Source organism: Mycobacteriales bacterium, assembly GCA_030697205.1.
Classification (GTDB): Bacteria; Actinomycetota; Actinomycetes; order Mycobacteriales; family SCTD01; genus JAUYQP01.
In genome coordinates this window covers 1-11,319 of record JAUYQP010000043.1, presented here as the reverse complement: position 1 = coordinate 11,319, position 11,319 = coordinate 1, and the positions used below count along the sequence as shown (strand labels likewise).

Sequence of the window (11,319 nt, the reverse complement as noted above, 5' to 3'; positions counted from 1 at the left end):
CGTCGGCCTCAAACGACCTGCGCCAGGATCGCACCGTCACCGGCGTCACACCTTGCTCGGAGGCGATCGCGCTGTTCGCGACGCCGTCCGCCGCAGCCAACAGCACCCGCGCCCGCAGCACCTCACGATGCGCCGCAGTCTCGGACTTCGCGACCTTCTCCAGCGACTCTCGCTGGCCCTGCGACATCACCAACGAATCGGCAGCTGCGGTCATCTACGAACACTATCGCAGAACTAGTTACTCAAATGCGCGACACACCACTAGACCGCTCAGACAGTGGCCGTTGCGACCACGGCGGGCCTTGGCCGGATCCCGCTGGCGAGCGGCTCGACGTAGCGCCGGATCGCGAGCGCCGCCGCAGCGCCCTCTCCCGCGGCCGACGCAGCCTGCTTGGTCGAGCCGCTGCGCACGTCGCCCGCGACGAAGACGCCCGGCACCGAGGTCTGCATGCCGGGGTCGGCGAGGACGAAGCCCTGCTCGTCGACGTCGACGAGGTCGCGCACCAGATCGCTGTTGGGCGTCAGCCCGATGAAGACGAAGGCGCCCTCGGCGGGGATCTCGCACGAGCCCTCGGCCGTGTCGACGACCAGCGCCCGGAGCTTCCCGGCGTCGGTCGTCGCGAAGCCGGTCGGCGTGGCACCCGTGACGACGGTGACCTTGGCGTTCTCCTCGAGCTTCTGCACCACGACGCGACTGGCCGACAGCTCTGGGTCGCGGGTGACGACGGTGACCGACTCGGCGAACCTGGTGAGGAAGGCGCTCTCCTCCCCCGCGCTGTTGCCGCCACCGATGACGACGACGTCCTTGCCGCGGTAGAAGGGCCCGTCGCAGGTCGCGCAGAAGTGCACGCCCGCCCCGATGAGGTCGTCCTCCCCCTCGATGCCCAGACGGCGGTAGGTCGAGCCGAGCGTCAGCAGGACGGCGAAGGCGGCGTACTCCTTGCCGTCGCCCGTCGTCACGCCCCGGTAGGCGCCGTCGACCGTGACGCCGGTGACCTCCTGCGCAGGAAGCACTTCTACGCCGAAGCGCTTCGCCTGGCGGCGCAGCCGGTCGGCGAGATCTCCGCCGCCCACGCCCTCCGGGAAGCCGGGGAAGTTGTCGAGCCGCTCGGTCACGCCTGCCTGACCACCGACACCCGCCCGCTCGACGACCAGGACGGTCAGCCCCTCCCGGGCGGCGTAGAGCGCAGCGGTCAGGCCGGCCGGCCCGGAGCCGACGACGATGAGGTCGTAGAAGGCCATCTTCGCCTGGGTCTGGAGGCCGAGCTTCTCGGCGAGCTCGGCGTTGCTCGGCTCGACGAGGATCGACCCGTCGTCGAAGACGATGGTCGGGATGATGTCCTTGCCGTCGTTGTGGGACTGCACGACGGCACGGCCCGCCCGCCCTTCGTCGGTGTCGGCGTCCACGTCCACGAAGTCGTAGTGGACGCGCTGCTCGCCGAAGAACTGCTTCGCGCGCTTGCAGTCGGAGCACCAGCCGGTGCCGTACATCGTGATGGCCATGCCGCACTGAACCGCGTCGGCGCGCGGTTCGCTTCCCTGCTCCGGTGACGAAGCACTGACGGCTACTCGCCGGCCTCGCCGTCGTCGTTCACGGCGACAACCGCTTCTGCCGCTGCCGGATGACGCGCTCGAGCTTGCGGCGCCTGCCGGCGTCGTAGGGCAGCTCCGCCAGCAGCGGCAGCCAACCGTCCACGCGATCGACGGCGTTGCGCAGGGCCCGTGACGCCACCTTGCTCGGGAGACCCAGCTCGGCGGCCAGTGCGGTCACGTCCTTCGCACCGACGTCGGCGCGGCGCCCGTTGACGGCCATCGCCAGTGTCGTGTCGCCATACGGCTGCGACGACGGGATGTCGTAGGCCGGCGCGACCTGCCACTCCCCGTCTGGCTGCTGCAGGACGGCGAAGTTCTTCGCGTGAGCGTCGCCGTTGCCGGTGAGCACGGCGAACACCAGCTGCTCGAGCAACGACCGCAGGGCAAGCGCCTGCGCGTCACACACCCGCGCGAGAGCGGCAAAGGTGGCTGCGTAGCCGAGCACGTACTTGTCGCCCGGAGCCCGCCCCTGCACCTGGCAACCGTCCTCGACAGCGAGCGCGCGCGGCCTGCCTGCGTCGTCGACGCTCCGGTCGAACCTCGTCACTGCGAGGCCGGCCACACCCTCGACGTCGCGCACGACCGTCGCCCTCGCCGCAGCGACTCCGCTGCGGGTGCAGGCCTGGAGCATCACGTGCTCGTTCTCGACCAGGCCCGGGTACTCAGGCGGGTCGAGCTTGAGGATCACGGACCGCCCCAGGCGCTGCCCGGGCAACGTGATCATCGCCGCACTGGCTTTCACCTGGACCCCGGGGAGAGCTGTCCGGTCGGGCTGCACGTCGAGCTCGACGAGCAGCTCCCGGAAGCGCAGGTCTGCGAGGTCGAGCGAGATGCGCGGAGGCGGGGTCACCGGGTCCTCACCCGTGGGCACGACCTGGACGTCGCCGATGGTGTCGCCGCCCACGGCGAGCAAGAGCGAGAGCTCGTCGTCGACGGAGGTCTTGACCGCTCTACGCAGTGCGCTGAGGCGACGACCCTCCGGAAGCAACCCGGTGAAGTACGCCGGGAGCGCACCTCCCGGGCGCGGAGGAGGCTGAGTCCCTACGGGAAGCGTGGTGGCCACGGCCAGTCCGTCGTACCCGTCCAGGTAGGCGAAGACCACGCCCTCCGGAGTCCTGCGGAGGACACCGACTCGTCGACCGCGCTTCCAGACATCGGCCTCGGTGACGTCCACGACGGACGACATCGACGTCACCGCGGATCCGGACCGGGGACGACAGCGGTCGCGGCTCCGCGCTCCACTCGCAGGCGGAGCCCTACGGCGGCGAGCACAGCCAGCAACGCGTCGAGCCGCACGGTCGGCTTGTCGGCCTCGACGGCATGCACCGTCCGTGTCGCCACGCCGGCGAGCTCCGCTACCTCGACCTGGGTGAGCGCCAACTGGGTGCGACGGGCACAGACGAGAGCCCCCATGCTCGATGCACGATCGGACATGCCAGCCACACTCCGACGACGACCCTCGTAGGTATCTGCACGATCATGCAGATACCCAGTCTGATCGCCCGCCAGTACGGTGTCAATGCACGATCATGCACAGACTGGCACGCCGGGCGTCCACGTCCCCACACGCGCGTGGACGAGCGCGTGCCCGCCGTGGCGGTGGGGCTACGCGACGAGGCCGAGGCGGCGCAGCTCGACGGTGAGGTCGTGCGGAGAGGTCGAGGCGGCCATCGCGGCCTCGAGGGTGATGACGCCGTCACGGATGAACGACACCAGGTGCTGGTCGAAGGTCTGCATGCCGTAGTAGGAGCCCTCGGCGATGAGCTGCGGGATCGACGAGGTCTTGTCCGGGTCGGCGATCGCGTCGGCGATACGGCCGGTGTTGACCGCGACCTCCATGACCACGCAACGGCCCTCGCCGTCGGCGCGCGGCACGAGGCGCTGGCAGATGATGCCGCGCAAGGCGCCGGCGAGCGCGAGGCGGACCTGCTTCTGCTCGTGCGGCGGGAAGAAGTCGATGATGCGGTTGATGGTCTCGGCCGCATCGGTGGTGTGCAGCGTCGACATGACGAAGTGGCCGGTCTCGGCGGCGGCGAGGCCGGCCTTGACGGTCTCGTGGTCGCGCATCTCACCGACAAGGATCACGTCGGGGTCCTGACGCATCGCGGCGCGCATCGCGGTGACGAAGTCCTCGGTGTCGACGCGGACCTCGCGCTGGTTGACCATCGCCAGCTTGTCGAAGTGCAGCACCTCGATCGGGTCCTCGATCGTGACGACGTGCACCTCCTTGTTGCTGTTGATGTGGTCGATCATCCCGGCAAGGGTCGTGGTCTTGCCGGAGCCGGTCGGGCCGGTGACGAGCACCAGACCGCGGGGCTCCATCGCGAGGGAGGCGAGCACGGGCGGCAGGCCGAGGTCGGTCAGCGGGATCGCGCCGACGGAGACGCGACGGAAGACCAGACCGGCCGAGCCGCGACTGCGGAAGGCGTTGACGCGGAAGCGGCCCACTCCCGAGAGCGAGTAGGCGAAGTCGGCCTCGTTGCTGCGGGTGAACTCCTCGACGAGGTCCTCGCGAAGGACCTCGATGACCATCTGCTCCGTGTCAGCGGAGGTCAGGTCGCGCGTCTGCAGCTTGCGCAGCCGACCGTCGATCCGGACGCGGGGCGGGGAGCCGACCTTGCAGTGCAGGTCGGAACCGCCGCACTCCACCAGTGCTCGCAGGAAGGGCTCGATCGAGGAGGTCACAGTGCCTCTTCGGCGTCTGCCCGCCCCTCCTTGACCCCTCTGGCCTAGTCCGTGCTGCTGCTCTCGACCCGCACCAGCAGGTCGCCCTCCTGTACGACGTCACCCACCTCGACCGCGACCTGCCCGACGGTGCCACCCACCTCGGTGAGCACCGGGATCTCCATCTTCATCGACTCGAGCACGACGAGGACGTCGCCGGCGTGGACCTGCTGGCCGGCGCTGACGAGCACCTCGTGGATGCTGCCGACCAGCTCGGCGCGCACCTCGCCGCGGTCCGGGCTCACCGCAGACCAGCCATCCACGCCTCGACCTCGTCGGCCTGGCGCGGGAGGCCGGCTGACAGGTTGCGCGGGCCGTCGGCGGTGACCAGGATGTCGTCCTCGATCCGCACACCGATGCCGCGCAGGTCCTCGGGCACGGTGAGGTCGTCGGGCTGGAAGTAGAGGCCGGGCTCGACGGTGAGGACGTAGCCCACCTGCAGCGGACCCTTGCGGTAGTGCTCGTCGCGCGCCTTCGCGCAGTCGTGCACGTCGATGCCGAGCATGTGGCTGACGCCGTGCAGCGTGTAGCGGCGGTAGAGCTGCTGGTCCTCGGCGAGGGCCGCCTCGGCGTCCTCCAGGACCCCGAGCTGCTGCAGCCCGTGGGCCAGCACCTGCATGGCCGCGCGGTGCGGGTCGAGGAAGTCCGCGCCCGGCACGCACGTCGCGATGGCGGCCTCCTGCGCGTCGTACACCAGGTCGTAGACCTGCCTCTGTCGCGACGAGAAGACCCCGTTGACGGGGATCGTGCGCGTCACGTCGGCGGTGTAGAGCTCGTGGCCCTCGACGCCCATGTCGAGCAGGATGAGCTCGCCCTCGCGGACCGGGCCGTCGTTGTCGGTCCAGTGCAGGACGCAGGCGTGCGGGCCGGCCGCGCAGATGGAGCCGTAGCCGACGTCGTTGCCGTCGACGCGGGCGCGCAGGCCGAAGACGCCCTCGACCCAGCGCTCGCTGGTCGCCACCGCTTTGGGCAGCTCGCGGACGACGTCCTCGAAGCCGCGGGCCGTCGCGTCGCAGGCCAGCTGGAGCTGCTCCACCTCATGGCTGTCCTTGACCAGCCGCAGCTCCGAGAACACGACGGTGAGCTCGGTGTCGGCCTCCTCGTCGGTGCTGACCATCGCCTCGACGCGGCTGTCGAAGCCCCGCACGACGCGCACCGGGGAGACAGCCTCGAGGGCCTTCTCGAGCTCCTCGAGCGGCCGGACCTCGATGCCGAGCAGCGCGCTGACCGACTCGAGCGTCGGCCGCGGGCCGACCCAGAGCTCGCCGTAGACCCGGTCGGTGAAGAACGCCGACGTGGTCCGGTCGGCAGCGGGCATCTGGTAGAGCACCGAGGCGCCGTCGGGGTCGATGACGAGGACCGCGTCGGGCTCGTGGGAGCCGACCAACCAGGCGAAGTCGCTGGCCGGGCGGAAGCGGTAGTCGGTGTCGTTGGCCCGCACCTTGTAGGTGCCGGTCGGCACGACGATCGTCTCGCCGGGGAAGCGCTGGGCCACCGCGGCGCGGCGGGCCTGACGGAAGGGCACCGACGGGCTCGGGTCGGGCAGGGCCGCGTCACGGGGCGCCCAGCCGGTGGTCACGAAGTCGAGCAGCGCCTGCGGCCGGTCGGGGTCGTGGCTGGCCGTCGTCTTGTCCTCGTGGGTGCCCTCGGCAGGTGTCTCCGTCGTCATGCCCCGAGCGTACGACCGGGCCGCCGGCTACCGGCCGGTACGCCGTCACCCCACCCGGTGATCACCAGGTGGTCTGCACGCGACACACCGGCGTGTTCCGTGCAGATCCCCTGTCGATCAACAGCCGGGTCCGGGGGGACAGGCCGGGCGGCGCGGCTAGCGGCCGGTCCACTCCGGGGTGCGCTTCTGCAGGAAGGCGGTCACGCCCTCCGCGGCGTCCTGCGTGGTGTTGAGCAGCGACAGCTGGGCCTGCATGGCCTCGAGGCCGGCCTCGAGCGAGGAGGCCATCGCGGCGTGGAAGGCCGCCTTGCCGAGCCGCACGGCCACGGGCGGCTTGGCGGCCAGGGCGTCGACCAGCGTCGCCGACTCCGCAACCAGGTCTGAGGCCGGGACGACCCGGGACAACAGCCCCATCTCGAGCGCCTCTGCGGCAGGCACCCGCCGGCCGGACAGCATCATCTCCATCGCCCGCTTCGGGCTGACATGGCGCCCGAGCAGGGCGCTGACCATGAACGGCCACAGCCCGAGGTCGACCTCCGGCAGCCCGAAGGCGGCGGTGTCGGAGGCGATGACGACGTCGCAGCCCATGATCAGGCCGACCCCGCCGGCGAGGCAGAGCCCCTGCACGGTCACGACGACCGGCACCGGGCAGTCGCGCATCGCGAGCACGACCTCGCGCAGCAGCCCGCGACCCTCGTGCACCTCGAGCCCCGTCGCGTCGGGGGCCATCTGGACGAGGTCAGCGCCGGAGCAGAAGACCCGGTCGCCCGCACTCGTCACCGAGACCACCCGGGCGTCGCCGAGGTCGCGCAGCGCCTCGAGGATGCCGCGCAGCACGTCGCCGTTGAGGGCGTTGCGCTTGGGCTCGCGGTCGATGTGCAGGCGCAGCACGTGGCCGTCGCGGGTGGCGACCAGGTCGGTCATGCGCGGGTCCTCTCCAGATCGGGTACGACGAGGGCGACTCCCTCGACGACGGTCTGCGCGAGGGCGGCGCGCAGCGCGTCGAGGGCGAGAGCGGTGGTCGAGGCGGCAACGGCGAGGACGGCTACGACGCCGTCGGGCGGGACGGCGGCGCCCTCCCGGCAGGCGGTCTCGACACGGACGCCCTCGGGCCAGGAGAGGCGCTCGACGGTGCCCGTGCCGCGCAGCACGACACCCGCGGCGGCACGCGCCACGACCTCGTAGGGCACGTCCTCACCCGCGGCCGTGCGCAGCTGCAGCTCGACGAGGTCGAGGCCGAGGGCCTCCTCGGTCACGATGTGACCGAGGGTGAGGTGAGGCACGACGAGCTCACCCACCACGGAGACGACACCAGAGACGGCACCGGCGAGCGGGGCCGCACAGGGCGGGGGCGGGCCGGACGACACGATCAGGTCGTCGACGACGTCGCGCTCGTCGACGGCGGCGCCACCGAGCCACTGCACCTCGCGGCGCGTCGCCGGCAGGACGGGGGTGCCGCCGAGCGAGCCCGCCGGCGGGCCGACCCAGACGAGTCCGGCCTCCACGACCGCGGCGGCGAAGCCGGGGTGGGCAGCGAGCGGCCCCGATCCTGGGTGGACGGCGTCGGCTCCGGCCTGGCGGGCGGCCTCGAGGACCTTGACGACGTCGGCGTCGGAGCCGGGACCCCCGAGCAGCACCGACTCGTCGCCGTGGCCGTGCTCCCCGTCGAGGTGGACCGTGACGGCCCGCGCCCCGAGCGCCTGCACGGTGCGCACGACGCGGGCTCCCAAGAGACCCCGGTCGGCGACGAGCACCGTCTCGAAGCCGCCGCCGGTCGGCGTGGGAGGCAGGACGGGGGGCACGGCCGCCACACTAGGGGCGTGGTCCTCGTCCTCGTCGTGCTGACCGTCGCCGTGACGGTCGGCCTGCTGTCCGGAGGTCGCCTCGACCTGCTCGGCGCGACCCGGCTCCGCAACGCACCGCTGGTCCCCGCCGCCCTCGCCGCTCAGGTCCTCGGCGCGCTCGTCGGAGGCCCCTTCTACGCAGCCGGCCTGGTCGTCTCCGCCGCGTGCGTGACCGGCTTCCTGGCCCGCAACCGCGGAGTGCGCGGCACCGGTCTGGTCGCCCTCGGCCTGCTCGCCAACGCCCTCGTCGTGGGCGCCAACGGCGCGATGCCCGTCTCCGCCCACGCCTCCGGGCGGGCCGGGGTCAGCACCCAGTCCGTCGTCGCGGGCACCGACCCGCGCCACGAGCTCGCCGACGCCGACACCCGGCTGCGCTGGCTGTCCGACGTCGTACCCGTCCGCATCCCGCTGCGGCCCGAGGTCGTCAGCGTCGGCGACGTCCTCATCGCCGCCGGTCTCGCCCAGCTCGTCGTGCTTGGCCTGCGGGGGCGTCAGCCGCGCGAGCCCGCCAGCGTCGTCGAGGCCGACCGCGCGGCTGTGGCAGGCTAGAGGCGCTCACGCCGCACCTCGAGAGGAACCGCCGACATGGCCAAGAAGGGCCGCAAGCGCCGCAGCCGTCGCAAGAACAAGGCCAACCACGGCCGTCGTCCCAACGCCTGACGGCCGACACCTGCATCCCGCCCGGTCCTGCCCGTCTGGACCGGGCGGACTGCTGTCCGGCTCCGGTCAGCCGCGCAGTGCGGCCACCGTCGCGGCCAGGCCCACCGGCAGCGCCGTGAACGGCTCCCACCCGAGCGCCCGGCGGGCCGCGCCGACCTCGAGCACCAGCGACCGCAGCTCCCCCGGGATCGCGGGCGCGCGGTCGACGGGCAGCCGGGTGCCGGTCGCGTCAGCGAGCGCCTCCTGGAGCGCCTCGACCGACAGCCCGCGCCCCGACGCGACGTTGAGCCGCCGGCCGTCTGCCCGCTCCCCGGTCGCCCGCACGATCGCGTCGACGGCGTCGTCGACGTAGAGCCAGTCGCGCACGGTCCGGCCGTCGCCGAAGACCGTCGCCGGCCGCCCGCCGACGAGCGCGCGGGCCATCATCGCGACGGCGCCGGTGTCCTGCCGCGGCCCGTAGACCCGCCCGAGGACGAGCGACGTGGTCGCCACCGAGGCGGGCTCCAGCACGACGAGCTCGGCGGCGCGCGACGCGGCGTACGCCGTCCTCGGTGCGAGACCTGCGCGCTCGCTGACGGGCTGCCTGCGGGGCCGGCCGTAGACCGCGGCGTCGCTGGCCAGCACCAGCTTGCGCACCCCGGCCGCCTCCGCCGCGGCGAGCACCGCGGCCGTCCCGACGACGTTGCCGCGGACCTCCTCGAGCGCCGTGCCCCGGGTGACCGCGAGGTGGCAGACCACCTCCGGACGCGCGCGGGCCACCAGCGCCGGCAGAGCGTCGTCCAGCACCGAGGCGCGACTGAAGGACAGCCCACCAACAGCGCGCGCTGCGGCCAGCCGGTCCAGCCGACCGGTGGACAGGTCGTCGACGGCAGTGACGGTGTGCCCGTCGGCGAGCAGCCGGTCCACCAGGTGCGAGCCGAGGAAGCCGGCCGCGCCTGTGACGAGCACGCGCATCAGGGGTGCCGCAGCTGCCAGCCGGCCCAGGCGCTCGCGACCATGTCGTGCAGGTCGTGGCGGGCCGAGAAGCCCAGCCCCGCGCGGATCTTCTCGACCGAGGCGACGACCCGGGCGGGGTCACCCGGGCGGCGGTCGACGACGTCGGGGGTGACGTCGAGGCCGGTGACCTCACCGACGACGCGGATGACGTCGAGCACCGAGGAGCCCTCGCCGCGACCGATGTTGTAGACGTCGCTGTCCGCGCCGCCCTCGAGCGCCGCAGCCGAGGCGAGGTGCGCCGCGGCGATGTCGGCGACGTGGACGTAGTCGCGCACGCAGGTGCCGTCAGGCGTCGGGTAGTCGCCGCCGAAGACCCGCGGCCGCTCATCGGCCTGCAGCCGCTCGAAGACCATCGGCACGAGGTTGAAGACCCCGACGTCGCCGAGCTCCGGGGTCGCGCAGCCCGCGACGTTGAAGTAGCGCAGCGCGTGCGAGCGCAACCCGAAGGCGGTCGCGCAGTCGCGCATGACCCACTCGCCGACGAGCTTCGACGCGCCGTACGGCGACATCGGCGCGCCGGGGGTCTCCTCGGTGACGAGGTCGACGTCGGGCAGCCCGTAGGTGGCGGCGGAGCTCGAGAAGACGAAGCTCCCCACCTCGAGGTCGCGGCAGGCCTCGAGCAGGGTGACCAGGCCGGTGACGTTCTCGGTCCAGTACTTCAGCGGGTCGGCGACCGACTCGCCGACCTGCTTCTTGGCCGCGATGTGGACCACGCCGGTGACGCGGTGCTCGGCGATGGTGCGCCGGACGAGGTCGCCGTCGAGGACCGAGCCGACGACGAGCGGGGTGTCCCCGACCCTCGTCGCGTCACCGGTCGAGAGGTCGTCGAGGGCGACCGCGGGACGGTCCGCGTCACGGAAGGCGGCGAGCACGTGGGCACCGATGTAGCCGGCACCGCCGGTCACCAACCAGGTCATGCGGTCACGCTAGTGCGCGCGGCTCAGTGCTCGCGGAACTCCACGTGCTCGATCTCCACGCGGACCTCCTGGATGCGCAGCATGACGCGCTCGCGCAGGTCCGTCGGTGGCGTGTCGCCGCCGCAGCAGCGGGCCACCAGCGCCTTCACGGCCTGCTCGAGGCCGTACTCGCGCAGGCACGGCGCGCACTCGTCGAGGTGGATGCGGATCTTGCCGTGGTGATCGGCGTCCTGCTCCTGGTCGAGGTAGAGGTAGACCTGCTCCAGCACCTCGCTGCAGGGGGTCTCGTGCGGGTCGCCGCAGCTCACTCCGGGTCACCTGCCTTCACAAGGCCGCGCTCGATCGCGTAGTCGTGCAGCAGCGCCTTGAGACCGCGGCGCCCGCGGTGCAGGCGACTCATGACCGTCCCGATCGGGGTGCCCATGATCTCGGCGATCTCCTTGTAGGCGAACCCCTCGACGTCGGCGAGGTAGACGGCCAGGCGGAACTCCTCGGGGAGCCGCTGCAGGGCGTCCTTCACCTGCGAGTCGGGCAGGTGCTCGAGGGCCTCCATCTCCGCCGACTTCAGGCCGGTGGAGGTGTGCGACTCGGCGCGCGCGAGCTGCCAGTCCTCGACGTCCTCGGACATCGACTGCTGCGGCTGGCGCTGCTTCTTGCGGTAGGTGTTGATGAACGTGTTGGTGAGGATCCGGTAGAGCCACGCCTTGAGGTTGGTTCCCGGCCGGAACTGGTGGAACGACGAGTAGGCCTTGGCGAACGTCTCCTGGACCAGGTCCTCGGCGTCGGCAGGGTTGCGGGTCATCCGCATCGCCGCGGAGTAGAGCTGGTCGAGGAACGGCAGCGCGTCGCGCTCGAAGCGCGCGGTCCGGTCTGCGTCGGACTCGGTCGCGACGTCGATCTCGCCAGCGTCGATGCC

The 11,319-nt window shown here is 72.2% G+C and carries 14 protein-coding genes; 1 reads left to right on the top strand and 13 read right to left on the bottom strand.

Features of this window, described 5'->3' with window-relative positions:
* From Q8R60_13965 to Q8R60_13925, 9 genes are all read right to left on the bottom strand, one after another.
* The coding region (locus tag Q8R60_13965; GenBank protein MDP3713577.1) for a helix-turn-helix domain-containing protein at positions 1 to 214 on the bottom strand (214 nt) is incomplete at its 3' end.
* Between the two features lie 56 nt (positions 215 to 270).
* On the bottom strand, positions 271 to 1,503 hold the full coding sequence (locus Q8R60_13960; GenBank protein ID MDP3713576.1) for an FAD-dependent oxidoreductase: 1,233 nt from the start codon (positions 1,501 to 1,503) through the stop codon (positions 271 to 273).
* 88 nt (positions 1,504 to 1,591) lie between these two features.
* A complete protein-coding gene (locus Q8R60_13955) occupies positions 1,592 to 2,779 on the bottom strand; it encodes a HipA domain-containing protein (protein ID MDP3713575.1) in 1,188 nt (395 codons plus the stop codon).
* 5 nt (positions 2,780 to 2,784) lie between these two features.
* Complete coding sequence (locus Q8R60_13950; protein MDP3713574.1) at positions 2,785 to 3,006, bottom strand: helix-turn-helix domain-containing protein; 222 nt, start codon at positions 3,004 to 3,006, stop codon at positions 2,785 to 2,787.
* Positions 3,007 to 3,198: 192 nt separating this feature from the next.
* A complete protein-coding gene (locus Q8R60_13945; GenBank protein ID MDP3713573.1) occupies positions 3,199 to 4,278 on the bottom strand; it encodes a PilT/PilU family type 4a pilus ATPase in 1,080 nt (359 codons plus the stop codon).
* Between the two features lie 44 nt (positions 4,279 to 4,322).
* Positions 4,323 to 4,580: a biotin/lipoyl-binding carrier protein gene (locus Q8R60_13940; protein MDP3713572.1), complete on the bottom strand. Its 258-nt coding sequence runs from the start codon at positions 4,578 to 4,580 to the stop codon at positions 4,323 to 4,325.
* Entirely contained in the window at positions 4,559 to 5,986 is a 1,428-nt protein-coding gene (locus tag Q8R60_13935; GenBank protein ID MDP3713571.1) for an aminopeptidase P family protein, read from the bottom strand. The genes Q8R60_13940 and Q8R60_13935 overlap by 22 nt, the downstream gene beginning before the upstream one ends.
* Before the next feature lie 156 nt (positions 5,987 to 6,142).
* On the bottom strand, positions 6,143 to 6,910 hold the full coding sequence (locus tag Q8R60_13930; protein ID MDP3713570.1) for an enoyl-CoA hydratase-related protein: 768 nt from the start codon (positions 6,908 to 6,910) through the stop codon (positions 6,143 to 6,145).
* Positions 6,907 to 7,788 carry a biotin carboxylase N-terminal domain-containing protein gene (locus Q8R60_13925; protein ID MDP3713569.1) on the bottom strand — a complete coding sequence of 294 codons (882 nt, stop codon included), beginning with the start codon at positions 7,786 to 7,788 and terminating at the stop codon, positions 6,907 to 6,909. Before Q8R60_13925 ends, Q8R60_13930 begins: the two co-directional genes overlap by 4 nt.
* Before the next feature lie 18 nt (positions 7,789 to 7,806).
* On the opposite strand from Q8R60_13925, the gene Q8R60_13920 reads away from it, so the two are divergent.
* Positions 7,807 to 8,379, top strand: a complete 573-nt coding sequence (locus tag Q8R60_13920; protein ID MDP3713568.1) for a DUF5317 domain-containing protein — start codon at positions 7,807 to 7,809, stop codon at positions 8,377 to 8,379.
* Positions 8,380 to 8,556: 177 nt separating this feature from the next.
* Here the strand turns inward: Q8R60_13920 and Q8R60_13915 are convergent, their stop codons facing one another.
* The 4 genes from Q8R60_13915 to Q8R60_13900 are packed head-to-tail and all read right to left on the bottom strand — an operon-like array spanning position 8,557 to position 11,316.
* Complete coding sequence (locus tag Q8R60_13915; GenBank protein ID MDP3713567.1) at positions 8,557 to 9,444, bottom strand: NAD-dependent epimerase/dehydratase family protein; 888 nt, start codon at positions 9,442 to 9,444, stop codon at positions 8,557 to 8,559.
* Positions 9,444 to 10,403 (bottom strand): UDP-glucose 4-epimerase GalE, encoded by a 960-nt coding sequence (gene galE, locus Q8R60_13910; GenBank protein ID MDP3713566.1) that lies wholly within the window; start codon positions 10,401 to 10,403, stop codon positions 9,444 to 9,446. The genes Q8R60_13915 and galE overlap by 1 nt, the downstream gene beginning before the upstream one ends.
* A 23-nt stretch (positions 10,404 to 10,426) precedes the next feature.
* Positions 10,427 to 10,711: a mycothiol system anti-sigma-R factor gene (gene rsrA / locus Q8R60_13905; GenBank protein MDP3713565.1), complete on the bottom strand. Its 285-nt coding sequence runs from the start codon at positions 10,709 to 10,711 to the stop codon at positions 10,427 to 10,429.
* Complete coding sequence (locus Q8R60_13900; GenBank protein ID MDP3713564.1) at positions 10,708 to 11,316, bottom strand: sigma-70 family RNA polymerase sigma factor; 609 nt, start codon at positions 11,314 to 11,316, stop codon at positions 10,708 to 10,710. The genes rsrA and Q8R60_13900 overlap by 4 nt, the downstream gene beginning before the upstream one ends.
* Positions 11,317 to 11,319: the final 3 nt, after the last annotated feature.